Source organism: Streptomyces sp. NBC_01635, assembly GCF_045209715.1.
Taxonomy (GTDB): Bacteria; Actinomycetota; Actinomycetes; order Streptomycetales; family Streptomycetaceae; genus Streptomyces; species Streptomyces hirsutus.
In genome coordinates this window covers 7,291,441-7,316,711 of record NZ_CP109277.1, presented here as the reverse complement: position 1 = coordinate 7,316,711, position 25,271 = coordinate 7,291,441, and the positions used below count along the sequence as shown (strand labels likewise).

The window sequence follows — 25,271 nt, the reverse complement described above, 5'->3', positions numbered from 1 at the left end:
TCACCTGCTCCACGGTCGGACGGTCGGATCGCCGGACGCAGTTGGCCCGCCTCGGGAGGACGTTATGAAGCATCGCGGCAGACATCGCCGGCGCAGGCGGGGCAAGGCGCTGCGGGCGACGCTGGCCGGGACCGCGCTCGCGCTCACCGCGACGGCCACCCTGATCAGCACGTCGCAGGCCACCGACGCCGACGACCCCGGGGCGCTGAAGCCGCTCACCTCGTCCGCGGAGACCGCGCCGCTGCGGCTGTCCGAGGACCATGTGCCGCCGGAATGGCTCGACCGGCTCTCCTCCGAGATGGGCCGGCCCGTCGGCGTCCGGGCCGTGCTCGACGACACCGACGGCTCCCTGCGCGGCGCGGGGTCCTGTACGGACGACGACAAGCGCGCACTGCCCGTCGAACCCTCCGCCACGCGCGCGTACTGCTGGGACGGCGCCGACGTCGAGGGCTGGCGTCCCGGCGCCGTCACCACCTCCGGGGACGCGGACGACGACGGCCTCTGGGGTCCCAGCCGGGTGGTGCTCTCCGCCTGGAGCCAGGGCGACGCCACGGCGGACGGCACCGCCGCACAGGGCCCTGCCGTGACGGGCGCCGGCGCGGGGCAGGGACTGGCCCGGGTCGCGTTCATCGACGCCGACGACCCCGCCGACCTCCGCTACACCTGGGCGCAGCTCGCCGTCCCGGTCGCCGGGGGACAGGACTACCGCGGACTGGTCTCCCCCGTGACGGGCATGGTCTGGTATCAGGACAAGCTGCTGGTCACCGCCGGGCGGGGGGACGGCAGCGCGCTGTACGTGTACGACGTGGACCGCGTCCAGCGGGCCACCGCGGACGGTTCGACGGTCGGGCGGGTGCCCGGTGGCTGGTCGGCGGCCGGGGCGCGGTACGTCCTGCCCGCCGTCGCCGTGTACCGGACGGCCGACGTGGACGCCCCGCAGCCGGGCGGCATCTCCCTGGACCGCAGCACGGTGCCGGACAGCCTGGTCGCGCACGAGGCGGTCGCCGAGGACCACGACGGGCCGACCCGCCTGTGGCGTTACGCGTTCGACGACGACAGGGCCCGCGCGGGGCTGCTGGCCACGGACCCGCTGCTGAGGGCGGACCCCGTCTCGGCCTACGAGACGAAGCTGACCCATGTGCGCAGTGTGCTGTCGTACGGGTCGGGCTGGTACCTGGGCCGGATGACCGGGACGCCGGACGAGCGCGGGACGCTGTGGCGGCAGGACACGGAGGGGGCCCGGCCCACCCGGTGCGGGGCGGACGAGACGCACCGCTGCTGGAGCGGCCCGTCGGCGTCCCTGTCCTACTGGCAGGAGACCGGCGAGGTGTGGTCCCAGACCGGCCGCATGCTCTTCGCCCTGCCCCTGACCTCCGTCGACGGCTCGCTGGACTAGGACCTGCCGCCACTCCCGTTGACGCGTGAACCGGGCATTCGACAGACGTCCGCGCCGGATGGTTCCCTTTCCGGCATGACGACCATCGCCGTGACCACCTGGTCCCTGGAGCAGACCGCGCCCACCGATCTCCTGCCGGCCGCCGCGCCGGAGGGGGACGTGCGGGTCGTCCGCTCCGAGGTGCCGTCCCCGGAGTTCAGCCGCTTCCTGTACGCGTCGGTCGGCGGTGACATCCGCTGGACCGACCGGCTGGGCTGGACGTACGCGCAGTGGCTGGAGCACCTGGACCGGCCCGGCGTGGAGACCTGGGTGGCGTACGACCGGGGAACGCCCGCGGGGTACGTGGAGCTGGAGGCACAGGACGACGGGGTCGTGGAGATCGTCTACTTCGGGCTGATCCCGGCCTTCCGGGGCCGGCGCGTCGGCGGGCACCTGCTGTCGTACGGCGTCGCGCGGGCCTGGGATCTGGCGGAGCGGTGGCCGGGACGGAAACCGACCGGGCGGGTCTGGCTGCACACGTGCAGCAAGGACGGCGCGTACGCCATGGACAACTACCGTCGGCGGGGCTTCCGGCTGTTCGACACCAAGGTCGAGGACGAGCCCGAGATCGCCACCCCGGGCCCGTGGCCGGGGGCCCACCCGGTCTGAGCACCACGCCCCGCAGACGCCCCGCGTACGGGCCGTACGGCGTCCGTCTCCCCCGAGCCGCTCCCGAGCGGCGCGGACGGGGCCGCCCGCGCCGCTTGCGACCAAGACCACCTGGTCTCTCATGGCGAGACGAAGGTGTCCGCATAGTGGAAGAAGCTGGACTGTGTCCAGATTCCCGTGCCACGCTTCCGTCATGCCTGGAACGGGAATCGCCTTGGTGAGTCGGCGGCACGTCGACCTCGGCCGCATGTCCAGCGCCATCTGTCCGGCGCGCTGAGAGCACGTTCAGCAGCACCCGACAGTTCCCCTCCGCTCCGGTCCGACCCCGCTCGGCACCGTCCGGTTCCGCCCCGTTCCGCTTCGTTTCACGAACTCCCGCGCAATGACGCGCATGTACGCCCATACCCGTCATGCGCAGGTCAAAGCCGCATCCCCGTCTGTCCCGAAGGACGTGTCAACCATGGCCGCCAGCCCGCAGAACCCTGCCGCCGCGACCCCCCGCCGCAAGGTGAGCCGTCACCGCGGAGAGGGCCAGTGGGCCGCGGGACACTTCACGCCGCTCAACGGCAACGAGCAGTTCAAGAAGGACGACGACGGTCTCAACGTCCGGACACGTGTGGAGACGATCTACTCGAAGCGGGGATTCGACTCGATCGACCCCAACGACCTTCGCGGCCGCCTGCGTTGGTGGGGCCTGTACACGCAGCGCCGCCCCGGGATCGACGGCGGCCGCACCGGTGTGCTGGAGCCCGAGGAGCTCGAGGACGAGTACTTCATGATGCGGGTCCGCATCACCGGCGGACGGCTCACCACCGAGCAGCTGCGCGTGATCGGCGAGATCGCCGAGACCTACGCCCGCGGCACCGCCGACATCACCGACCGGCAGAACATCCAGTACCACTGGATCCGCATCGAGGACGTGCCCGCGATCTGGGAACGGCTCGAAGCGGTGGGCCTGTCCACCACGGAGGCCTGCGGCGACACCCCGCGCGGCATGCTCGGCTCCCCCGTGGCCGGGGTCGCCGAGGACGAGATCATCGACGGCTCGGCGGCGCTGGACGAGATCGCCCGCCGCTACCTCGGCGACCCGCGCTTCTCCAACCTCCCGCGCAAGTTCAAGACGGCCGTCTCCGGCTCCCCGCTGCTGGACGTCGCCCACGAGATCAACGACGTGTCCTTCGTCGGCGTCGTCCACCCCGAGCACGGCCCCGGCTTCGACCTGTGGGTCGGCGGCGGTCTGTCGACCAACCCCAAGTTCGGGGTGCGGCTGGGAGCCTGGGTGTCCGAGGCGGACGTGCCCGACGTGTGGGAAGGCGTCATCTCCATCTTCCGCGACCACGGCTACCGGCGGCTGCGCAACCGGGCGCGGCTGAAGTTCCTGGTCGCCGACTGGGGGCCGGAGAAGTTCCGTCAGGTCCTGGAGGACGACTACCTGGGCCGCAGGCTGTCGGACGGTCCGGCGCCCGAGATGCCCGCGCAGCGGTGGCGCGACCACATCGGGGTGCACCGCCAGAAGGACGGCCGGTTCTACGTCGGCTTCGCGCCGCGGGTGGGCCGGATGGACGGCTCGCTGCTCACCAAGGTCGCCGCGCTGGCCGAGGACCACGGCTCGGGGCGGGTCTCCACCACGGCCGAGCAGAAGATGATCGTCCTGGACGTGCCGCAGGACCGGGTCGACTCGCTCGTCGACGCCCTGGAGGCACTGGACCTGCGGGTCAAGCCGTCGCCCTTCCGGCGCGGCACGATGGCCTGCACGGGCATCGAGTTCTGCAAGCTCGCCATCGTGGAGACCAAGGAGCGCGGCAGCGAGCTCATCGACGAGCTGGAGCGCCGGCTGCCCGACTTCGGCGAGCCGCTCACCATCAACATCAACGGCTGCCCGAACGCCTGCGCCCGTATCCAGACCGCGGACATCGGTCTCAAGGGACAGCTGGTCACCGACGCCGAGGGCCGGCAGGTCAGCGGCTACCAGGTGCACCTGGGCGGCGCGCTCGGCCTGGAGCCGGCCTTCGGCCGCAAGGTGCGCGGTCTGAAGGTCTCCTCGGACGAACTGCCGGACTACATCGAGCGGGTCCTGAAGCGCTTCCAGGCGGAGCGCGAGGACGGCGAGCGGTTCGCCGCCTGGGCGGCCCGCGCCGACGCCGAGGCCCTGTCGTGAGCGAGCGGGCCGCGCCGTTCTACTGCCCCTACTGCGGCGACGAGGACCTGCGCCCCGGCGAGGAGGGGCACGGCGCCTGGGAGTGCGGGGCGTGCAACCGGGCCTTCCGGCTGAAGTTCCTCGGGCTGCTCGCCCAGGGGCTCGACCGGCCGGACACCGGACCTGAAACGGGAGGGGACCGAATATGACGTCGGTTCAGGAAAAGCGCACCACCGACGAGTTGAAGGCGCTGGCCGAGCAGGCGGGCCGCGACCTGGAGGACGCCTCCGCGTCGGAGATCCTCGCGTGGGCCGCCGAGACCTTCGGCGGGCGGTTCTGCGTGACCTCGTCGATGGAGGACGCGGTGGTCGCCCACCTCGCCTCCCGCGCCCTGCCCGGTGTGGACGTGGTGTTCCTCGACACCGGCTACCACTTCGAGGAGACCATCGGCACCCGGGACGCCGTGGAGGCCGTGATGGACGTCAACGTCATCACGCTCACCCCGCGGCAGACCGTCGCCGAGCAGGACGCCGAGTACGGGCCGAGGCTGCACGACCGCGACCCCGACCTGTGCTGCGCTCTCCGCAAGGTGCGGCCATTGGAGGAGGGCCTGCGGGGCTACGTGGCCTGGGCGACCGGGCTGCGCCGCGACGAGTCCCCGACCCGGGCGAACACCCCGGTCGTCGGCTGGGACGAGAAGCGGCGGAAGGTGAAGGTCTCCCCCATCGCCCGCTGGACCCAGGACGACGTGGACGCCTACGTCGCCGAGCACGGCGTGCTCACCAACCCGCTGCTGACGGACGGGTACGCGTCGGTGGGCTGCGCCCCCTGCACCCGTCGCGTGCTGGAGGGCGAGGACGCCCGCGCCGGCCGCTGGGCAGGCCGCGGCAAGACCGAGTGCGGACTGCACGGCTGACATGACCGAGCCCTCCGCGCCTCCGCGGCCCCTCACCGGGCCCCCCGCGCCCTCGGCGCCCCCCACGCCCTCTACGAACCAGGAGACCGACGTGACGACCGGAGCCACCGTCTGGCTCACGGGTCTGCCGAGCGCCGGCAAGACCACCATCGCCCACGAACTGGCCGGCCGGCTGCGCGAGCAGGGCCGCCGGGTCGAGCTGCTCGACGGCGACGAGATCCGCGAGTTCCTCTCCGCGGGCCTCGGCTTCAGCCGCGAGGACCGACACACCAACGTGCAGCGCATCGGATTCGTCGCCGAACTGCTCGCCCGCAACGGCGTCACCGCGCTCGTCCCGGTCATCGCGCCCTACGCGGACAGCCGGGACGCGGTCCGGGGGCGGCACGGGGCGAACGGCACGTCGTACGTCGAGGTGCACGTGGCGACCCCGGTCGAGGTGTGCTCCGTACGCGACGTGAAGGGGCTGTACGCCAAGCAGGCCGCGGGTGAACTCACCGGACTGACCGGCGTGGACGACCCGTACGAAGCTCCCGTCTCTCCCGATCTGCGCATCGAGTCGCAGCACCAGACCGTCCAGGAATCCGCCGCGGCGGTGCACGCCCTGCTGAGCGAAAGGGGACTGGCATGACCACCGTGGCCACGGTCGCGACCGGCGACGAGGGCACCGGCGACACGGCCGGACCGTACGCCCTCTCCCACCTCGACGCCCTCGAGTCGGAGGCGGTGCACATCTTCCGCGAGGTCGCGGGCGAGTTCGAGAACCCGGTGATCCTGTTCTCCGGCGGCAAGGACTCCATCCTGATGCTGCACCTGGCGCTGAAGGCCTTCGCCCCGGCGCCGGTCCCCTTCTCGCTGCTGCACGTCGACACCGGGCACAACTTCCCCGAGGTCCTCGACTACCGCGACCGCACGGTCGCCCGGCACGGGCTGCGGCTGCACGTCGCCTCGGTGCAGGACTACATCGACCGCGGTGTGCTGCGCGAGCGCCCCGACGGCACCCGCAACCCGCTGCAGACGGTGCCCCTCACCGAGAAGATCGCCGCCGAGAAGTTCGACGCCGTGTTCGGCGGCGGCCGGCGGGACGAGGAGAAGGCCCGCGCCAAGGAGCGGGTGTTCTCGCTGCGCGACGAGTTCTCCCAGTGGAACCCCCGCCGCCAGCGGCCCGAGCTGTGGAACCTCTACAACGGCAGGCACGCGCCCGGTGAGCACGTCCGGGTCTTCCCGCTGTCCAACTGGACCGAGCTGGACGTGTGGCAGTACATCGCCCGCGAGGACATCGAACTTCCGGAGATCTACTACGCCCACCACCGCGAGGTGTTCCAGCGCGGCGGCATGTGGCTGACCGCCGGCGAGTGGGGCGGCCCGAAGGACGGCGAGAGTGTCGAGAAGCGGCTCGTCCGCTACCGGACGGTGGGCGACATGTCCTGCACCGGCGCGGTCGACTCCGGGGCCGACACCATCGAGAAGGTGATCACCGAGATCGCCGCCTCCCGGCTGACCGAGCGCGGGGCCACCCGCGCCGACGACAAGCTCTCCGAGGCCGCGATGGAAGACCGCAAGCGCGAGGGGTACTTCTAGACATGAGCACGATCACGAGCGAGGCGCTCGCGGAGACCACCCTGCTGCGGTTCGCCACCGCCGGTTCCGTCGACGACGGCAAGTCCACCCTGGTGGGCCGGCTGCTGCACGACTCCAAGTCGGTCCTCACCGACCAGCTGGAGGCCGTGGAGCGGGTGTCGGCGAGCCGGGGCCAGGAGGCTCCCGACCTCGCCCTGCTCACCGACGGGCTGCGGGCCGAGCGGGAACAGGGCATCACCATCGACGTGGCGTACCGCTACTTCGCCACGCCGCGGCGCCGGTTCATCCTCGCCGACACTCCGGGCCATGTGCAGTACACCCGCAACATGGTCACCGGCGCCTCCACCGCGGAGCTGACCGTCATCCTCGTCGACGCCCGCAACGGCGTGGTCGAGCAGACCCGGCGGCACGCGGCCATCGCCGCCCTGCTGCGCGTGCCCCACGTCGTGCTCGCCGTCAACAAGATGGACCTGGTGGACTACGAGGAGACCGTGTTCGCGCGGATCGCCGAGGAGTTCACGGCGTACGCGACGGAGCTGGGCGTCCCGGAGGTCACCGCGATCCCGATCTCGGCGCTCGTCGGCGACAACGTCGTGGAGCCGTCCGCGCACATGGACTGGTACGGCGGCCCGACGGTGCTGGAGCACCTGGAGACGGTGCCGGTCAGCCACGACCTGGCGCACTGCCACGCCCGGCTGCCGGTGCAGTACGTGATCCGGCCGCAGAGCGCCGAGCACCCCGACTACCGGGGATATGCCGGTCAGATCGCAGCGGGCACGTTCCGTACGGGGGACGAGGTGACCGTGCTGCCGTCCGGCCGGACCACGACGATCACCGGGATCGACCTGCTGGGCACGCCCGTCGAGGCGGCCTGGACGCCGCAGTCGGTGACGCTGCTGCTGGCGGACGACATCGACATCTCCCGCGGCGACCTGCTCGTCCCGAGCAAGGACGCGCCGGCCGTCACGCAGGACGTCGAGGCCACCGTCTGCCATGTCGCCGACCAGCCGCTGACGGTCGGCCACCGGGTGCTGCTCAAGCACGGCACCCGGACGGTCAAGGCGATCGTGAAGGACATTCCGGCCCGGCTGACGCTGGACGACCTGTCGCTGCACCCGCACCCCGGCACGCTCGTCGCCAACGACATCGGCCGGGTGAAGATCCGTACCGCCGAGCCGTTGCCGGCCGACTCGTACGCGGACTCGCGGCGCACCGGTTCGTTCATCCTGATCGACCCGAACGACGGCACCACGCTCACCGCGGGCATGGCCGGCGAGTCCTTCGCCGCGCCGGACCCGGTCAAGGACGCGTCCGAGGACGACGGATGGGACTTCTGACCATGGAACTCCCTACGGCGAAACCGCCTGTGCCAGGGCTCCCGACGACGTCGACGGGACTGCCGGCGGCGCGTCCCCTCGACGTCTTCGCCACCTTCGCCAAAGAAGGCGGCCGGATCGGCGGCGGGCGTACCGGAAGCGGGCAGGGCGGGGTCGCGCGATGTGCGTGACGCTCCCGGAGCACCGGGGGCGCGCGCACCGTTCGCGTGTCCCGGTCCCGCGCCGCCACCGCCGAAAACCCGCCGATCCCCCGGCCACGACCGGCTGAGTACGACCAGCCGAGTACGTGACCGCCGGGCCCCCGAGAGGAAAACCTCCCGTGCCTGCCACCCCCGCCGCACCGCGCCGCGCGTTCGCCGTGACGGCCGTGCTGGTCCTGCTCGCCCTGGCCGGATGCGGCTACGGCTCCCAGGCCGAGGAGAGCGCCGGCGCCGGCATCGCGGCCGGGGCGCGGAAGACCGACGGCCTCGACGCGGTGAGGATCGGCCACTTCGGCAATCTGACCCACGCGACCGCGCTGGTGGGCAAGCAGAAGGGCTTCTTCCAGAAGGAGCTCGGCGCGACCGAGGCCCGGTACGCGGTGTTCAACGCGGGGCCGTCCGCGATCGAGGCGCTCAACTCCGGCTCCCTCGACGTCGCCTGGATCGGGCCGTCACCGGCGGTGAACGGCTGGGCCAAGTCGCAGGGCAGGAACCTGCGAATCATCGGCGGTTCGGCGTCCGGCGGGGTGAAGCTGGTGGTGAACCCGGACCGGGTGAAGTCCGTGGAGGACGTCGAGGGCAAGCGGATCGCGACACCGCAGCTCGGCAACACGCAGGACGTGGCGTTCCTCAACTGGGCAGCCGAGCAGGGCTGGACGGTCGACGCGCAGAGCGGCAAGGGCGACGTCACGGTCGTCCGCAGCGACAACAAGGTCACCCCGGACGCCTTCGCGGCCGGGTCGGTCGACGGCGCGTGGGTACCGGAGCCCACCGCGTCGAAGCTGGTCGCCGAGGGCGGGAAGGTCCTGCTGGACGAGGCCTCCCTGTGGCCGGACGGGCAGTTCGTCATCACGAACCTCGTCGCGCGCCAGGAGTTCCTGGAGAAGCACCCGAAGGCCGTCGAGGCGGTCCTCGAGGCGTCGGTCTCCACCAACCGGTGGATCAACGAACACCCGGGCGAGGCGAAGGCCGCCGCCAACGAGCAGCTGGCGGCCGACTCCGGCAAGGCGCTGCCCGCCGGCGTACTGGACCCGGCGTGGAAGTCGATCCGGTTCACCGACGACCCGCTGGCCGCCACCCTCGGCGCCCAGGCGGAGCACGCCGTGAACGCGGGCCTGCTCGAGCGGCCCGACCTGAACGGCATCTACGACCTCGAACCCCTCAACAAGGTCCTCGCGGCCGAGGGCGCGCCCGCCGTCGACGACGCCGGTCTCGGCGTCGGCTGATCCCGGAACCCCGAAGAAACGTCCCAGGAGGTGACGACCATGGCCACGACCCTCGCCAAGGCCGCCGACGGCACCGAGGCGGCCACCCATGCCGCCCGGATCGAGCATGTCTCGAAGTCGTTCGCGGGCCCGGCCGGGCAGCAGCTCGTACTGGACGACATCACGCTCGACGTCGCCCCCGGCGAGTTCGTCACCCTGCTGGGTGCCTCGGGCTGCGGCAAGTCCACGCTGCTCAACCTGGTCGCGGGCCTCGACGCGCCCAGCGCCGGCGCGATCAGCACGGACGGCCGCCCGGCGCTGATGTTCCAGGAGCACGCGCTGTTCCCGTGGCTGACGGCGGGCAAGAACATCGAACTCGCCCTGAAGCTGCGGGGCGTGCCGAAGGCCGAGCGGCGCGGCCGGGCCGAGGAGCTGCTGGAGCTGGTCCGGCTGGGGGGCGCCCACGGCAAGCGGGTGCACGAGCTGTCCGGCGGTATGCGCCAGCGGGTCGCGCTGGCCCGCGCGCTCGCCCAGGAGAGCAAGCTGCTGCTGATGGACGAGCCGTTCGCGGCGCTGGACGCCATCACCCGCGACGTGCTGCACGACGAGCTGACCCGGATCTGGCGCGAGACCCGGGTCTCCGTCCTGTTCGTCACGCACAACGTGCGTGAGGCCGTCCGGCTGGCGCAGCGGGTGGTGCTGCTGTCGTCGAGGCCGGGCCGGATCGCCCGCGAGTGGACGGTGGACATCGAGCACCCGCGCCGTATCGAGGACGCCGCGGTCGCGGAACTGTCCGTCGAGATCACCGAAGAACTCCGTGGGGAGATCCGCCGACATGGCCAGCACTGACACCACCGCGAAGGACGCGCGCACGAAGGACGTGAACGACCTCGCCGGTCTCGAGGCGGGGCTCGACGCACTGGAGACGAGGCAGCAGGCCCGCAGGCCGTGGCGCCAGACCTTCGTCCAGAAGATCCTGCCGCCCGTCCTCGCCGTCGCCCTGGTACTGGCCGTGTGGCAGGCGCTGGTCTCCTTCAGGATCGTCGACGATCCGACCAAGCTGCCCTCGCCGGGTGCCGTGTGGAGCGTCGTCCAGGACGCGTGGCTCCAGGGCGAGCTGCTCGGCTACATCTGGACCAGCGTCTCGCGCGGTCTGCTCGGCTTCTTCTTCGCGCTGCTGATCGGTACGCCGCTGGGACTGCTGGTGGCGCGGGTGAGGTTCGTGCGCGCGGCGATCGGCCCGATCCTGTCCGGGCTGCAGTCCCTGCCGTCGGTGGCGTGGGTGCCGCCGGCCGTGATCTGGCTGGGCCTGAACAACCAGATGATGTACGCGGTGATCCTGCTCGGTGCGGTCCCCTCGATCGCCAACGGCCTGGTCTCCGGCGTCAGCCAGGTGCCGCCGCTGTTCCTGCGGGCCGGCCGCACACTGGGCGCGACGGGGTTGAAGGGCACCTGGCACATCGTGCTGCCGGCCGCGCTGCCCGGCTATGTGGCGGGTCTGAAGCAGGGCTGGGCGTTCTCCTGGCGCTCACTGATGGCCGCGGAGATCATCGCGTCGTTCCCCGACCTCGGCGTCGGTCTCGGGCAGCTGCTGGAGAACGGGCGCAACGCGAGCGACATGGCCATGGTGTTCGAGGCGATCCTGCTGATCCTGACCGTCGGTATCGCCATCGACCTGCTGATCTTCAGTCCGCTGGAGCGGTGGGTGCTGCGCAGCCGCGGCCTGCTGGTGAAGGACTGATCCGATCATGCACCGTCCGGTTCTTCTCGTCATCGCCCACGGCAGCCGCGACCCCCGGCACGCGGCGACCGTGCACGCCCTGGTGCGGCGGGTACGGTCGCTGCGGCCGGAGCTGCGCGTGGAGACCGGCTTCCTCGATTTCGCCGTCCCCTCCGTGCCGGGGGTGCTGGACTCCCTCGCGGCGGAGGGCGTGCGCGACGTGGTGGCCCTCCCGCTGCTGCTGACCCGCGCCTTCCACGCCAAGGCGGACATCCCGGCGGTCCTCGCGGACGCGGACCCGCGGCTGCGCATCCGCCAGGCGGACGTGCTGGGCCCGTCGCCCCTGCTCCTCGCCGCGCTGGAGCGCCGGCTGTACGAGGCGGGCCTCACGCCCGCCGACAAGTCCTCGACCGGGGTCGTCCTGGCCTCGGCGGGGTCCACCGACCCGGAGGCGATCGCAGTGATCGCAGCAATCGCGCGGGAGTGGCGGCACACCGGTTGGTGCGCCGTGCGGCCTGCGTTCGCCTCCGCATCCCTGCCCCGCACCGAGGACGCGGTGCGCGAACTGCTCGCCCTCGGCTGCGAGCGCGTCGCCGTGGCCCCGTACGTGCTGGCCCCGGGGTTCCTCCCGGACCGCATCGCACGGGGCGCGGTGGAGGCGGACGTCCTGGCGGACGTTCTCGGCCCGGCGCCGGAGGTCGCGCGGGTGCTGCTGGAGCGGTACGACGCGGCACGGGTGCCGATGCCGGCTGCTGTGGGGGCCTGAGTCCTCGGGGTGGTGGTGGGCGTCAGCCGCCGGTCACCGCGTTCGAGTCGTACGGCGTCCCCTGATGGAAGTAGAGCAGCCAGTCCCGGCCGGTGCGGCGCCACAGGGAGCTGCGGTGGGCGCGCCGGCCGTTGTGGTCCGTGTCGTAGGTGAGATGGACGGTGTCGGGCGCGAGCTGTACGGCCTTCATCCGGGAGACGGTGCCGGTGAGGCCCCCCGCATCGCGTTCGCCGGCGAGCAGGGCGATGATCGCGTCGCGGTCCCAGATCCGTCCGGACGCGCCGATCTCCACGAACTCCGGGTGCAGCAGCTCCCCGACGCGTTGGGGTGAGCGGCGCACCTCGGGGTCCAGCAGTTTCAGTTCGGCCTCGATGGCGGCGGTGGTGTGGGCGGCGGTGTGCGGGTCAGTCACGGGTGAGCTCCATGAGCTTGACGACGGTGTTCCAGTTGCGAGTGGTGGCGATGAGGCCCCGGGTGGTCCGGGGCCCGGCCAGGCGCTCGGCGAGCTTGGAGCGGCCCAGGCCGTTCGGGGCGTACAGGTACAGGGCGCGGTCGCCTAGGCGGAACTCCTCGGGCAGATGGGCGGCCCGGTCGACGTCCGCGAAACGGCCGGCGTCGACGGCGGTGGAGAAGTAGGTGACGTGGAGCTGCTGGGGCTCCGACTCGGCGGCCGGGAAGGGGCAGTCGTCGACGATCGCCCGCAGGTAGGCGTGGTCGCGCACGATCACGTCGACGGCGAAGCCGAAGCGCCGCTCGACGGCGTCGGCGAGTTCGGCGGCCAGTGCGTCCTCGATCGCGTTCTCTCCCGCCTCCTCGCCCGCGTCCCTGCCTTCCGGTCGGCTGCTCCCGGTGGTGAACACGGCCTGGCCGCTCTGGAGATGGGTGCGCACGGCGTCGTGGCCGAGGCCCTCCATCAGGGCGCGGAGTTCGGCCATGGGGACCTTTTTGCTGCCGCCCACGTTGATGCCGCGCAGCAGTGCCGCGTATGTCGTCGCCATCCGCACACGATAGGACGACCGTGGTGCCCCGTGAGGGTGGGCACGGCGGCCGTGTCCGCGTGAAGTACGGCGGCGCGGGCGTCCTGACGGCCGCCCCGCACCCTGATCACGCCCCCGGGAGAACCCCCGGTAGATGTAGGGGTCCCCTCCTCCCCAGTGGGGAGGGAACGAAGTCCGAGGGGAGGAGTTCCGCGCCCGGAGCCTCACCGGTCAGCACGACGAGACGGTCTTGTCCGGCCCCTACCTTCGAACGTGGAAGGCGGCGGCACAGGTCGCTGTCGTGCACGAGGGAGCGAGCCCGTCATGAGCAACGGAGATGCGCGGGTAAGGGGTTTCGCCGCCCGTGCCGGCGGCTGGAGCGCCCGGCACCGATGGGCGGCCGTCGGTATCTGGGTGCTGTTCGTGGTGCTGGCGATGGGCCTCGGTTCGGCGGCCGGCCGGGTCGACGTCGGCGACAGCGACCAGCTCAAGGGGGAGACGCGGACCGCCGCCCGGATCGTCGAGGACGCCGGCATCGAGGAGCCGGCCGGTGAGACCGTACTGGTGCAGGCCAAGGACGACGGACTGTCGGCCACGGACGACGAGTTCCGCGCCGCGGTCACCGCGGTCGTCACGGCGGTCGAGAAGACCGGTCAGGTCACGGAGGTGACCACGCCGTACGAGAGCGGCACGATCTCGGAGGACGGGCGCAGCGCGCTGGTCCAGTTCGACATGCGCGGCGACTCCGACACCGCCGCCGAGCGGGTCGAGCCGGTGCTGAAGGCCGTGGAGGGGGTTCAGAAGGACCACGACGCGCTGCGGATCGAGGAGATCGGCGGCGCCAGCATGATGAAGACGTTCGACGACGCGTTCGGCGACGACTTCAAGAAGGCCGAGTACTCGGCGGTCCCGGTGGCCCTCGGCATCCTGCTGATCGCCTTCGGCGCACTGGTGGCCGCGCTGCTGCCGGTGGCACTGGCGATCACCGCGATCATGGCGACGATGGGCCTGATGGGCCTGGTCAGTCATCTGCAGCCGATGAGCGAGACCGCCAACTCCGTGATGCTGCTGGTCGGCCTGGCCGTGGGCGTCGACTACTGCCTCTTCTACCTGCGCCGCGAGCGCGAGGAGCGGGCCGCCGGCCACGACGCGCAGACGGCGCTGCGGATCGCCGCCGCGACCAGCGGCCGGGCGATCGTCGTCTCCGGTGTGACGGTCTGTGTGGCCATGGCGGGCATGCTGTTCACCGGGCTCGCCGAGTTCGAGGCGATGGGCCTGGCCTCGCTGATGGTCGTGGCGGTCGCCATGGTGGGCTCCGTGACCGTGCTGCCCGCGCTGCTGTCGCTGCTGGGCGAGCGGGTCGAGAAGGGCCGGCTGCCGTTCCTGCGCCGGCGCACCTCGGGCAGCGGCAACGACAGCCGGATCTGGACGGCCGTACTGCGCCGCGTCCTCGCCAAGCCGCTGCTCGCCGCCGCGGTGGCGACCGGCGCGCTGCTGGCGGTGGCCGCTCCCGCGGTCGGCATGAAAACCCAGAACCTCACGCTGGACCAGGAGTTCGGGGACTCGCTGCCCATCGTGCAGACGTACAACCGGGTCAACGAGGCGTTCCCGGGCGGCGCGGAGCCGGCCGAGGTGGTCGTCAGGGCGGACGACATCAACTCCCCGCAGGTGCGGGCCGCGCTGGCCGACTTCCGTGAGCAGGCGGTGAGTTCGGGCGCCTCGAACGGCCCGGTCGAGACGAGGGTGCACGAGGGGCAGAACGTCGCCTTCGTGTACGTGCCGCTGGTGGGCGGCTCCGACCAGGACAGGGCGGCCGAGAGCCTGCGCACACTGCGCGACGAGGTACGGCCCGCCACGCTGGGCACGGTGGACGGTCTGGAGGCGCCGGTCACCGGGCAGGTCGCGGGCTCCGAGGACTTCAACGACCAGCTGGTCGGCTCGGTCGTCCCGGTCTTCGTCTTCGTGGTGGTCTTCGCCTTCCTGCTGATGCTGCTGTCGTTCCGCTCGCTGACGATCGCGATCACGTCGATCGTGCTCAACCTGCTGTCGGTGGGCGCGGCCTACGGCATCCTGGTGGCCGTCTTCCAGCACGGCTGGGGCGCGTCCCTGGTGGGCGCCGAGGGGGTCGGCGCGATCATCACCTGGCTGCCGCTGTTCCTCTTCGTCATCCTGTTCGGCCTGTCGATGGACTACCACGTGTTCGTGGTCTCCCGGATCCGCGAGGCCCGTCTGCGGGGCCGCACGACGCGGGACGCGATCCAGCACGGTGTGGTCACCACGGCCGGTGTCATCACCAGCGCCGCGGTCATCATGGTCGCCGTGTTCGGGATCTTCGGGACGCTGTCCATGCAGTCCATGAAGCAGATGGGGGTGGGTCTGGCGGCGGCGGTGCTCATCGACGCGACGATCATCCGGGGCGTGCTGCTCCCGGCGGTGATGGCGCTGCTCGGCGAGCGCAACTGGTACCTGCCGAAGTGGCTGCACCGGATGCCCGACCTGACCCACGACGAGTCGCCTACAGGGGCGGGGGCAGGCGCGCCGGTGGCGAAGGGCGGCGTGGACCGGGGCTCGGGCCGGGGTACGGGCACGGACCACGGTGCGGACGAGGGCGAGCGGGTGCGGGTCTGATCCCGCGGCCGCGGTGAGGGCGGGGGAAGGGGCACGGCATTCCGGCCGTGCCCCTTTCCCGTTCTCGCTAGCCGCGCTGCGGCAGCTCCGCCTCGATGAGGTCGGCCGCCCTGCGGGTGCCGCCCTCCTCGGCCATCCCGGCCCAGATCTCCTTCAGCCGGCGGGCGACCTCCGGGTCGCCGGTGAGGTCGAGGGCGGCGGTGCGAAGGGCCTCGGCGGTGGCCTCCTCGGCCGGGAGGTGCCGGGCGACGCCGAGGGCCTGGAGCATGTCCGCGTTGCCGAACTGGTCCACGGCCTGCGGTACGGCGATCATCGGCGTGGCCGTGGCCAGCCCTTCCTGGCTGCCGCCGGCGCCCGCGTGGGTGACGAACAGGTCGGCCTGCTTGAGGACCGCGAGCTGCGGCACCCAGGACCGCACCTCGACGTTCGCCGGTACGTCGCCCAGCTCGGCAGGGTCGACGTGCTTGCCGATCTAGAGCACCAGGTGCCACCCGGGCAGGTCGCCGAACGCCTTGAGGCACTCCCGGTAGAAGCCGGGCTGCTTGGTGAACGACGATCCGAGCGACACCAGGACGGCCTTCCGCGCACCGGCCGGCCGCCGCCACTCCCCCTCCGCGCCGCGGTCGCCCTGGCAGGCGCCGACGAAGCTGTACACGTTCTCATCGACCCGGTCGGCGTTCGGCTGGAGCGCCTTGGGGATCAGGACGAGGGAGCGGGCCGGCCGGCCGACGAACGGGTCGGGGTGCTCGGAGATGCCGTTCTCCTCCAGCCAGGCGTGGAAGCGGGCGTAGTAGGCCTGGCCGCGCTCGGTCCTGAGCGGCTCCTCCCACATCGGCTCGCCGACCTCCTTCTCGTACCGTTCCTAGCCAGTGAGCAGGAGTGAGTCTTGTACCCATACCTGGTCGCTGCGGACATCCCGAACGGTTTTGGGTGTCCTGGTCGCCCGCGTGCTCGCCGCGTCCGGCGGCACGGATCGTGTCCGTGGTCCGGGAGTGCGGGGGCGGGGTCCCTCGCGCCCGAGGGCATCCGGTCGGGCCTGGACGGTCCGATGCCCTTGCTCATCACTCTGGTGAGCAGGGGGCGGTGTCGTCCGTCGCCGGATCGGGTGCCCTTGGGCGCGTCGCCCGATCGCGATGCTCGCCGCATCGTGACGGGTCGCCTTGCGGTTCTTGCCGGTGAGGGGCTTCTGCCAGTACTGGGCGCCCCATTTCGAGGTGTATGCCGGGTCGACAGCGATGATGCTGATGCCGGTCTGATCCGCCATCGAGGTGAGGCGCGCGCGGAGTTTGCCGGTGGGCATGCCGGAGATGAGCTGCTTGAACCGCTTCTTTCGGCCGTGCTTCTCGCGGGTCTTGTCCGCCGCGAAGTCCAGGTCTTCGATGGCGACAGCGGCCACTTCGCAGGACTTCGCCCATTTCAGCAGCCGGGACAGCGCGTGCCGTACCTGGGCGTCACGGTGATCGGCCGACCCGCTGAGCTGGTAGGAGAAGTGGCGGGGCCGCCCGATCGGGTTGCCGTGAGCGTCCAGGCGCCAGGCCGCAAGGTGGTCGGCGTTGGTGTCCACGCCGATCACACCTTCGGCGAGGGCGGCGTCGATCGGGATGGTCCTGGTGGGCGGGATCTGCCACGAGGCGGTCAGGTACCAGTGTCCGCGTTCCACGTCCAGGTGGATGTGGTAGGCAACCGCCCGGTTCGCCTCCACCCGGTCCGCCCATTCTTCGCCGCGGTGCGGGAATGAGACCTTTGCGGCGAGTACGTACCGGCTGTGCTTGGTGTTCGCCAGTTCGGCGAGCGGGGCAGGGAGCTTGATACTCACCTCCCCGTCCGGGGTGACGCGGATCGTCTCGTTCCCGTACCGCTTCCCGGACTCGCCGTCCGCAGCGAGGAACCAGCGCTCGGCTTCCCACCGCTCGCGCCATTCACTCTCGGTGAGTTGCGCGGCGCCGAGGTTGTGCCGATTACGGGCCAGGCGCTTGCCGCCGCGCACGACGTGGACGACGCCGGCCTCACGGTCGGCCCGCTCTCGCTCCAGACGCTCCTCGAGGACATGCAGACGCCGGGTCTTCTGGAACCACTCCCTCTTCGAACGGTAGCCGCCCGGAGCGCGCTTGGTGCCCTTCTGGCCGATCGGCTGGGACAGGCGGTGCCGAATCGTCTTGATACCGGCCTCAAGGCTTTGGATGTGGGCGAGTTGGCAGCGACGCGACAAGGCCCACTGGTCATGCGTGGCCTTCGTGATCGCCCCGCCCCACCGGGACGACGAGGCGGCGGTCAGCTCCCGCTTCCGCGCCGCCCAGGTGTCCGTGGAGTGGCCGAGCCCATCACGGCAGCGGGCCGCGAGATCCCTCGCGGCCAGCGACCCGAGATGCGCGCCGACCAGGCGCAGCACCTGCTCGTCCTCGGTGGTGAGGTGCCCCAGCCGGTCGCGGATCGCCACACCGGTGGGGCCCAGCGCGACGAACGGGACGTCGATCGGGCGGAGGTCAGCCATGCTCGGCGGCCTCCAACGCCTTTCGCGCCCGGTTCGTCGCCGACCTGCGGCCGTACAGGCGAGCGCAGAACGACGTCAGCACCTCCACCATGTCGCGCACGAGGTCGTCTTCGACTTCACCTACGTCGAGGACCAGCAGACGGCGCCCCGACGCGGACAGCGCGGCTTCGACGAGTTCGACGTTCGTACGGCCCAACCGGTCCTTGTGCTCGACCACCATGGTGGTCACCGCCGGATCGGCAAGCATGCGACGGGCCTTGGAGCGGGCGCCGTTCATGCCAGATGCGATCTCGGACTCGACCCGCACCACCTTGCTGCCAGTCTTCGCCGCCCACGCCGACAGCCGAGCGACCTGGCGCTCCAGATCAGCCTTCTGATCGTGGGAGGAGACACGGGCATACAGCCCGAGGCCACCCACAGCTTCCAACGCGGTGTTGGCCTCGATGTTCACCAGGATCGTGCGTGGCCCGACCCGCTGAGCCGGTACCGGCAACGTCCCCTCACGGAACCAGCGATACGCGGTCTGCGGATGTACGCCCTGCGTCTTCGCCCACTCCGTCAGATTCACGCCCTGACAACGACACTCACCCATACATGGTTACGCACACTCAACCACCCCCGAGAACCAGCAGTTGGTTACCCCTCCCAGGCGACGAGGTTCGGCGAGAGGGAGACCACGGGCACGCCCCAGCGGTGGCCGAGCACGCGTGCCGGGTACGAGGTGATGTCGTGCAGCACCAGGTCGGGAGTGTCCCCCTCGTAGGCCTTCGTCAGCTGCGGGAGGGCCTGGACGGCGTCGTCGAGGAACGGTTCGACGTTGTCCAGCAGGGTGGTGCCCCAGGCCTCCGGGTCGTCCTCGGGCCCGGGGAGGGTGGAGTTCCAGAGCTTCACCTCGGCGCCGGTCCCGGCGACCTTGTCCGCGAAGACCGGGGGGATCGCGTACGTCACCCGGTGGCCGCGCGCCACGAGCTCGCGGATCACTTCGAGGCTCGGGTTCACGTGGCCGTGGGCGGCGATGGAGAACATGGCGATGTGAGCGGGACTGGTCATGCCCGAACCCTAGGCGAGACGATACGTCTCGTGCAATCGGTTGGGGGTGCACGACGGTTCCCGAGGCAGCCGCCCCGCCCGCGGCCCACCACCGGCGGGCACCGCGCACATCGCCGACCTGTGCGAATGGGACACTGGCCGACGGCACACAGGAGCACAGGCACAGCCATGGAGGCGGGCGGATGGACGAGGCACGGGCGCGGGACGTCCTGGTGGCGGCGGACGTGCTGCCGGGACGCGCGGCCGGGGACGCGCGGCTGCTCGCCCTGGGCGAGAACGCGGTGTTCGCGGCCGGCGACCTGGTCGTCAAGGTCGGCCGCGACAGCGGTCTGCTGGAACGCGCCCGCCGGGAGCTGTCGATCGCGCTGTGGCTCGCCGAGGAGGGCGTGCCGGCGGTGCGGGCGGCCGAACCGCGGGCCCTGCTCGTCGACGGCCACCCGGTGACGGTCTGGCACCGGCTGCCCGAACCGGTGCGGCCCGCCGAACCCCGGGACCTGGCCGCGCTGCTGCGGGTGGTCCACGCCCTTCCCGCTCCCGCCTTCGGGCTGCCGCCCCGGGAGCTGCTGGGCGGCGTGGAACGCTGGCTGCGGCTCGCGGGCGAGGTGATCGCCCCGAAGGACGCGGCGTATCTGCGGGAGCGGCGGGACGGTTTCGCGGCCGCCGCCGCGGCCCTGACGCCCCACCTGCCGCGGGGCCCGATCCACGGGGACGCGCTGCCCCGGAACGTGCACGTCGGGCCGGACGGGCCGGTCCTGGTCGACCTGGAGACCTTCTCCGCGGATCTGCGCGAGCACGACCTGGTGGTCATGGCCCTCTCCCACGACCGCTACGGGCTGGCGGCGCAGGCGTACGCGTCCTTCACCGAGACCTACGGCTGGGACGTGCGCGAGTGGGAGGGCTGCGCGGCGCTGCGCGGCGCACGGGAGACGGCCAGCTGCGCCTGGGTCGCCCAGCACGCCCCGAGCAACCCGAGGGCGCTGGCCGAGTTCGAGCGCCGCGTGGCGTCCCTGCGCGACGGCGACCCGACGGTCCGCTGGTACCCCTTCTGATCGGTGCGGCACGCGGAATCCGGCCGGCGGGCGCCCCTCCTCGGCACCCACGCGGCGGAGGAAGCCACCGGCCAAGACGGCTCCGCGCTCTGCCTCAGGGCCTGTCCGCCGGACAGGCCTTTAGAGCCCCGAACACAATGGGAGTCCGATCGGCTCGCGGCGTCCGGTGCGTGCGATCGCAAGGCGCCGGAAGGTCCTCGTAGCGGAGCTACCAGGGCCTTTTGGCAACGCGGCGAGCGTGCGTGCCGGACGCCGCGAGCCGGGCGCCCATTGTGTTCGGGGCTCTAAGACACTTGCCCGGGGGCGGTCCTGGACAGCGGCGCAGCCGCCCGGCCGCCGGGCTCCCGCTCACGGGGTGCCTCGGCCGGCCCGGATCGCCGGTTCCGCGGGACGGCCGGCCAAGCCGGCTCGACGACTGCCGTCGGGTCCGTGGTCCGCCGCAGGTACGCCTGCAGAGAGGCCGCCTGCTCGGCCGCCGCGCGCACCTGGAGCTCATGCAGGTCCGTCAAGGGCATCGTCCCGACGCGCTGGTACTTCTCGCCCATGCGTCGCACCACCCGGGCGGCAGCCACCGCGTCCGCCCTCGCGTCGTGTGCGTCGTCGAGCGACACTCCATAGTGCGCGCACAACGCGTGCAGGGCGCGCTTTCCCCTCCGGTACTTGTCGACGTGCTTGTCGAGCACCAGAGGGTCGATGACCGGCGAGGGCACGCCGCCCAGCCGCTCGGTGATCGACTCCAGCCCGTACCGCCGGCACTCACGGTCCAGCAAGGACAGGTCGTAGCGCGCGTTCATCACGACCAGGGGCGTCCCTGAGCGCAGGACCTCGGCGACGGCCCGGGTGATGTCCTCGACCGCGGACGACGGCGGGACTCCGTGCTCGCGGGCATGGTCCGTCGAGATGCCGTGGATCGCCGAAGCCTGCTCGGGTATCGCCACCCCGGGATCGAGCAGCCAGGTCCGCTCCGCCGAAACGGCCCCGTCCGGCTCCAGTCGCACGACCGCCGCGGTGACGATGCGATCGGTCTCGATGTCCGTACCCGTGGTCTCCAGGTCGAAGGCCGCCAAGGGGCCGGTGATCCAGCTCATCACACGGCCCCCGTGACGATGCGTGCCTCGCGCGGGTCGGTGCCCGTCGTCTCCGGGCCGAAGCCGATCAGCGGCTCCCGGTGCCATCCCATGGGTGGCCCCCCTTCTGTGCGGTGCGTTCCCCCAGTGGCTCTTACCTTCGCACGCACCACTGACAACCCGAGGGTCGCGTTCCGTTCGCGAGCACGGACACTTCACGACACCGGTCGCGAATCCACCCACATCTGCTCGAACTCCTCGCGGTACGTGGGAAACAGTCCGCCTTCTTCGATCTCGCCCGGTTTGACCACCTTGCCGCCGTTGCGCAGCACCAGCACCGGCGCCTCCATCCCCCGGGCCCGGCGCAGATGGTTCTGCACCACGCCGACGCCGTCGGCGCCGTCCCCGTCGACGAGGTACGCCGTACAGCGGGGCGTCTCGTCGTACACGTGGATCTCGAAGGCACCCGGGTCGCGCAGCCGGGACCGCACCCGGCGCATGTGGAGGATGTTCATCTCGACCGCGCGGCCCAGCTCCCCGCGTTTGAGACCGAGCTCGCGCTCGCGACGCTTGACCGCGCTGGAGGCCGGGTTCAGGAACAGCAGCCGCACCCGGCAGCCGGCCTCGGCGAGCCGCACCAGGCGGCGCCCGGAGAAGTTCTGCACCAGCAGGTTGAGGCCTATGCCGATGGCGTCCAGGCGGCGGGCACCGCCGAAGATGTCCTCGGCCGGGAACTGGCGCAGCAGCCGCACCCGGTCGGGGTGGACGGCGACCACGTCCGCGTACCGGTCGCCGACCAGGTCCTCCACCGCGTCGACGGGCAGCCGGCGGGCGGACGGCACGTCCCCGTCCGCGCCGAGCATCTCCAGCAGCCGCGCGGAGGCCCGCTCGGCCTGGTTCAGCACCGCCTCGGACAGTGCCCGGTTGCGGGAGACGACGTTGCGGGTCACCTCGAGCTCGTCCAGGGCGAGCTCGACGTCCCGGCGGTCGTCGAAGTACGGCTCGAAACAGGGCCAGTGCTGGACCATCAGCTCGCGCAGCTGCGGAAGCGTGAGGAAGGAGAGGACGTTGTCGTCGGCCGGGTCGAGCAGATAGCCCTTGCGGCGGCTGACCTCGCGCACCGCGACCGCGCGCTGCACCCACTCCTGCCCGGCGGGTCCGGCGGCGGCGACCACCCAGTCGTCGCCGTGGACGGGTTCGTAGACGGGCCGCAGCACGGCGGCCACGACCGAGCGCAGCCGCTGTTCGACGAGGTTCAGCCATATGTAGGCGCGGCCGGCCCGCTGGGCACGGGTCCGCACCTCGCGCCAGGCGTCCACGCCCCAGTCCAGGTCCGGCCCGATCGAGCCCGCGTCCATCGGCCGCGCCAGGGACACCGCACCGGGCGGGACGTCCGTGGAGTTCCCCTCGTGACCCTCGCCACCAGGGGGCAGCTCCAGCCCTCCCGAGCCCACCCGCGCACCGCCTTCCACTCCCCCGAGCACTCCCAGCCCCAACGATCAAGGAGAGTACTCCGCTTGCGGCGTGCGGTGCAGCCCGATGACAGTGTCGTTTCTCAACTTCCTTCTTCCACACCACTGTTCTGGTATGCCCGTCCGCCGGAAGTGGACGAAGTCACAGGGTGTGCACAGATGTTGCGGCTCTGACGCGGTCGCGGAGAACCGGAAGACCACGCAGGAAGGACGCGGCGGCGGCGGCGCGACGACGGCACGGCCGCCGACCCGACAAGCGGTACGACAAGAGCACCGCGACAGGACGACACGCCACCACTCCGGGCCAAGGCGCCCCCACCGGAGCCGTACACCTGAAAGAGTCGTGTCCATGCAGGTCTGGCCTGGCGAGGCGTATCCCCTCGGTGCCACGTACGACGGCGCCGGCACGAATTTCGCGGTCTTCACGGAGGCCGCGGACCGAGTGGAGCTGTGTCTGTTGCACGACGACGGCTCCGAGACGGCGGTCGAACTGCGCGAGAGCGACGCGTTCGTACGGCACGTGTACCTCCCCGGCATCATGCCGGGACAGCGGTACGGCTTCCGTGCCCACGGGCCGTACGCCCCCGAACGGGGGCTGCGCTGCAACTCGGCGAAGCTGCTGCTCGACCCGTACGCGCGTGCGATCAGCGGTTCGGTCCGGTGGGGCGAGGAGGTGTACGGCTACCACTTCGACGCGCCCGACCGGCGCAACGACCTGGACTCCGCCCCGCACACGATGACGTCGGTCGTGGTCAACCCGTACTTCGACTGGGGCGACGACCGGCTGCCCCGGACGGAATACCACCACACCGTGCTCTACGAGGCGCACGTCAAGGGCCTCACCATGCGCCACCCGGGGCTGCCCGAGGAACTGCGCGGCACCTACGCGGGCCTCGCGCACCCGGCGCTGATCGAGCACCTGACGGAACTCGGCGTGACGGCACTGGAGCTGATGCCGGTTCACCAGTTCGTCAACGACCACCGCCTGGTGGACATGGGCCTGAACAACTACTGGGGCTACAACACCATCGGATTCTTCGCCCCGCACAACGCCTACGCGTCCTGGGGCGACCGCGGTCAGCAGGTGCTGGAGTTCAAGTCGGCGGTGAAGGCCCTGCACGAGGCCGGGATCGAGGTCATCCTCGACGTCGTCTACAACCACACCGCCGAGGGCAACCACCTGGGCCCGACGCTGTCCTTCAAGGGCATCGACAACCCCTCGTACTACCGGCTGACCGACGACCCCCGCTACTACATGGACACGACGGGCACCGGGAACTCCCTGCTCATGCGGTCCCCGCACGTCCTCCAGATGATCATGGACTCACTGCGGTACTGGGTCACCGAGATGCACGTCGACGGGTTCCGCTTCGACCTCGCGGCGACCCTGGCGCGGCAGTTCCACGAGGTGGACCGGCTGTCGTCGTTCTTCGACCTGGTGCAGCAGGACCCGGTGGTCTCCCAGGTGAAGCTGATCGCCGAACCGTGGGACGTGGGCGAGGGCGGCTACCAGGTGGGCAACTTCCCGCCGCTGTGGACCGAGTGGAACGGCAAGTACCGGGACACCGTGCGGGACCTGTGGCGGGGCGAGCCGCGCGCGCTCGCCGAGTTCGCCTCCCGGCTGACCGGCTCGTCCGACCTGTACCAGGACGACGGGCGCCGCCCGCTGGCCTCGATCAACTTCGTGACCTGCCACGACGGCTTCACCCTGCACGACCTGGTCTCGTACAACGACAAGCACAACACCGCCAACGGCGAGGACAACCGGGACGGCGAGAGCCACAACCGCTCCTGGAACAGCGGTGTCGAGGGCGACACCGACGACCCGGACGTGCTGCGGCTGCGGGCCCGGCAGATGCGGAACTTCATCGCGACGCTGATGCTCTCCCAGGGCGTGCCGATGATCAGTCACGGCGACGAGGTGGCCCGCACCCAGCGCGGCAACAACAACGCCTACTGCCAGGACAACGAGCTGGCCTGGCTCGACTGGCCCTCGGAGCGGGAGGAGCAGCGGCGCCGGGGCCGGCGGGAGACGCCCGACGGCGACACCGGCGGGGACGACGGCGCGGACGACGGTGACGACGCCCGTCTGCGGATGCTGGCCTTCACGCGCGCGATGGTGTGGCTGCGCAAGAACCACCCGGTGTTCCGCAGGCGCCGCTTCTTCCACGGACGGCCGGTCGAGGGCACCCACGACGACCTGTCCGACATCGCCTGGTTCACCCCCGAGGGGACGGAGATGACCCAGCGGGACTGGGACCAGGCGCGCGCCTCGGCGCTGACGGTGTTCCTCAACGGCAACGCGATCTCGGAGCCCGGCCGGCGCGGGGAGCGGATCACGGACGACTCGTTCCTGCTGATGTTCAACGCCTCCCCCGGCCCGCTGGAGTTCGTGGTGCCCGTCGACCACGGCCGGCAGTGGCAGGTGGTCGTCGACACCGCCCGCGAGGACGGCGTACCGCCGGGCACCGGTCCGAAGGTACGGGCCGGCACCCGGCTGACGCTGACCGACCGGAGCCTGACGGTGCTCCAGCGGCCGGTGTGACGGACAGCGGCGTGGAGGGGTGGCGCGGACGGTGCCGCGGCAGCGGAGGGACTGTTGACAGGAAGGGCGGCAGGGCGGGTACGTAGGTC

22 protein-coding genes and 2 pseudogenes are annotated in these 25,271 nt (G+C 71.6%); 16 read left to right on the top strand and 8 right to left on the bottom strand.

What is annotated here, in order from left to right:
- Window positions 1-64 precede the first annotated feature (64 nt).
- From OHB56_RS34035 to OHB56_RS33975, 13 genes are all read left to right on the top strand, one after another.
- On the top strand, window positions 65-1,396 hold the full coding sequence (locus OHB56_RS34035; RefSeq protein ID WP_406357529.1) for a hypothetical protein: 1,332 nt from the start codon (window positions 65-67) through the stop codon (window positions 1,394-1,396).
- 75 nt (window positions 1,397-1,471) lie between these two features.
- A complete protein-coding gene (locus tag OHB56_RS34030; RefSeq protein ID WP_406357527.1) occupies window positions 1,472-2,044 on the top strand; it encodes a GNAT family N-acetyltransferase in 573 nt (190 codons plus the stop codon).
- Window positions 2,045-2,165: 121 nt separating this feature from the next.
- Window positions 2,166-2,321: a putative leader peptide gene (locus OHB56_RS34025; RefSeq protein WP_406357525.1), complete on the top strand. Its 156-nt coding sequence runs from the start codon at window positions 2,166-2,168 to the stop codon at window positions 2,319-2,321.
- A 183-nt stretch (window positions 2,322-2,504) separates the two neighbouring features.
- On the top strand, window positions 2,505-4,202 hold the full coding sequence (locus OHB56_RS34020) for a nitrite/sulfite reductase (RefSeq protein WP_326755553.1): 1,698 nt from the start codon (window positions 2,505-2,507) through the stop codon (window positions 4,200-4,202).
- On the top strand, window positions 4,199-4,390 hold the full coding sequence (locus OHB56_RS34015) for a hypothetical protein (protein WP_326755552.1): 192 nt from the start codon (window positions 4,199-4,201) through the stop codon (window positions 4,388-4,390). The genes OHB56_RS34020 and OHB56_RS34015 overlap by 4 nt, the downstream gene beginning before the upstream one ends.
- Window positions 4,387-5,097, top strand: coding sequence for a phosphoadenylyl-sulfate reductase (locus OHB56_RS34010; RefSeq protein ID WP_326755551.1), 711 nt, complete (start codon window positions 4,387-4,389; stop codon window positions 5,095-5,097). Before OHB56_RS34015 ends, OHB56_RS34010 begins: the two co-directional genes overlap by 4 nt.
- A 91-nt stretch (window positions 5,098-5,188) precedes the next feature.
- Entirely contained in the window at window positions 5,189-5,725 is a 537-nt protein-coding gene (gene cysC, locus OHB56_RS34005) for an adenylyl-sulfate kinase (RefSeq protein ID WP_326755550.1), read from the top strand.
- Window positions 5,722-6,675, top strand: a complete 954-nt coding sequence (gene cysD, locus OHB56_RS34000; RefSeq protein WP_406357522.1) for a sulfate adenylyltransferase subunit CysD — start codon at window positions 5,722-5,724, stop codon at window positions 6,673-6,675. Before cysC ends, cysD begins: the two co-directional genes overlap by 4 nt.
- A 2-nt stretch (window positions 6,676-6,677) precedes the next feature.
- Complete coding sequence (locus OHB56_RS33995; protein WP_326755548.1) at window positions 6,678-8,012, top strand: GTP-binding protein; 1,335 nt, start codon at window positions 6,678-6,680, stop codon at window positions 8,010-8,012.
- Window positions 8,013-8,331: 319 nt separating this feature from the next.
- Entirely contained in the window at window positions 8,332-9,438 is a 1,107-nt protein-coding gene (locus tag OHB56_RS33990; RefSeq protein ID WP_406357519.1) for an aliphatic sulfonate ABC transporter substrate-binding protein, read from the top strand.
- A 39-nt stretch (window positions 9,439-9,477) separates the two neighbouring features.
- Entirely contained in the window at window positions 9,478-10,266 is a 789-nt protein-coding gene (locus OHB56_RS33985; RefSeq protein WP_055593076.1) for an ABC transporter ATP-binding protein, read from the top strand.
- Window positions 10,253-11,158, top strand: a complete 906-nt coding sequence (locus tag OHB56_RS33980) for an ABC transporter permease (RefSeq protein ID WP_326755546.1) — start codon at window positions 10,253-10,255, stop codon at window positions 11,156-11,158. The genes OHB56_RS33985 and OHB56_RS33980 overlap by 14 nt, the downstream gene beginning before the upstream one ends.
- A 7-nt stretch (window positions 11,159-11,165) precedes the next feature.
- A complete protein-coding gene (locus OHB56_RS33975; protein ID WP_326755545.1) occupies window positions 11,166-11,903 on the top strand; it encodes a sirohydrochlorin chelatase in 738 nt (245 codons plus the stop codon).
- A gap of 22 nt (window positions 11,904-11,925) precedes the next feature.
- On the opposite strand, the gene OHB56_RS33970 is transcribed toward OHB56_RS33975, so the two are convergent.
- Both OHB56_RS33970 and OHB56_RS33965 read right to left on the bottom strand, forming a co-directional pair.
- Window positions 11,926-12,315: a DUF4440 domain-containing protein gene (locus OHB56_RS33970; RefSeq protein ID WP_406357517.1), complete on the bottom strand. Its 390-nt coding sequence runs from the start codon at window positions 12,313-12,315 to the stop codon at window positions 11,926-11,928.
- The gene (locus OHB56_RS33965) at window positions 12,308-12,901 is read right to left on the bottom strand and encodes a DUF1697 domain-containing protein (RefSeq protein ID WP_406357515.1); all 594 of its coding nucleotides are present in this window, start codon (window positions 12,899-12,901) and stop codon (window positions 12,308-12,310) included. The genes OHB56_RS33970 and OHB56_RS33965 overlap by 8 nt, the downstream gene beginning before the upstream one ends.
- Before the next feature lie 303 nt (window positions 12,902-13,204).
- Here OHB56_RS33965 and OHB56_RS33960 point away from each other — a divergent pair, with 303 nt between their 5' ends.
- The gene (locus tag OHB56_RS33960; RefSeq protein WP_406357514.1) at window positions 13,205-15,508 is read left to right on the top strand and encodes an MMPL family transporter; all 2,304 of its coding nucleotides are present in this window, start codon (window positions 13,205-13,207) and stop codon (window positions 15,506-15,508) included.
- 67 nt (window positions 15,509-15,575) lie between these two features.
- Here OHB56_RS33960 and OHB56_RS33955 read toward each other — a convergent pair.
- The 4 genes and pseudogenes from OHB56_RS33955 to OHB56_RS33940 form a co-directional block, all read right to left on the bottom strand.
- Window positions 15,576-16,370, bottom strand: a pseudogene (locus OHB56_RS33955) (macrolide family glycosyltransferase); the annotation flags it as partial.
- On the bottom strand, window positions 16,371-17,999 hold the full coding sequence (locus tag OHB56_RS33950) for an IS200/IS605 family accessory protein TnpB-related protein (RefSeq protein ID WP_406357512.1): 1,629 nt from the start codon (window positions 17,997-17,999) through the stop codon (window positions 16,371-16,373).
- Window positions 17,992-18,567 carry an IS607 family transposase gene (locus tag OHB56_RS33945; RefSeq protein ID WP_406357510.1) on the bottom strand — a complete coding sequence of 192 codons (576 nt, stop codon included), beginning with the start codon at window positions 18,565-18,567 and terminating at the stop codon, window positions 17,992-17,994. The genes OHB56_RS33950 and OHB56_RS33945 overlap by 8 nt, the downstream gene beginning before the upstream one ends.
- Before the next feature lie 71 nt (window positions 18,568-18,638).
- Window positions 18,639-19,049: pseudogene (locus OHB56_RS33940) on the bottom strand (glycosyl transferase); the annotation flags it as partial.
- Window positions 19,050-19,231: 182 nt separating this feature from the next.
- Here OHB56_RS33940 and OHB56_RS33935 point away from each other — a divergent pair.
- Window positions 19,232-20,098: a phosphotransferase enzyme family protein gene (locus OHB56_RS33935; RefSeq protein ID WP_406357508.1), complete on the top strand. Its 867-nt coding sequence runs from the start codon at window positions 19,232-19,234 to the stop codon at window positions 20,096-20,098.
- 284 nt (window positions 20,099-20,382) lie between these two features.
- Here the strand turns inward: OHB56_RS33935 and OHB56_RS33930 are convergent, their stop codons facing one another.
- Window positions 20,383-21,186 carry a 3'-5' exonuclease gene (locus tag OHB56_RS33930; protein ID WP_406357506.1) on the bottom strand — a complete coding sequence of 268 codons (804 nt, stop codon included), beginning with the start codon at window positions 21,184-21,186 and terminating at the stop codon, window positions 20,383-20,385.
- A gap of 194 nt (window positions 21,187-21,380) precedes the next feature.
- Entirely contained in the window at window positions 21,381-22,649 is a 1,269-nt protein-coding gene (locus OHB56_RS33925; protein WP_326757206.1) for an SAV2148 family HEPN domain-containing protein, read from the bottom strand.
- A gap of 337 nt (window positions 22,650-22,986) precedes the next feature.
- Here OHB56_RS33925 and glgX point away from each other — a divergent pair, with 337 nt between their 5' ends.
- Window positions 22,987-25,182, top strand: a complete 2,196-nt coding sequence (gene glgX, locus OHB56_RS33920; protein ID WP_406357504.1) for a glycogen debranching protein GlgX — start codon at window positions 22,987-22,989, stop codon at window positions 25,180-25,182.
- Window positions 25,183-25,271: the final 89 nt, after the last annotated feature.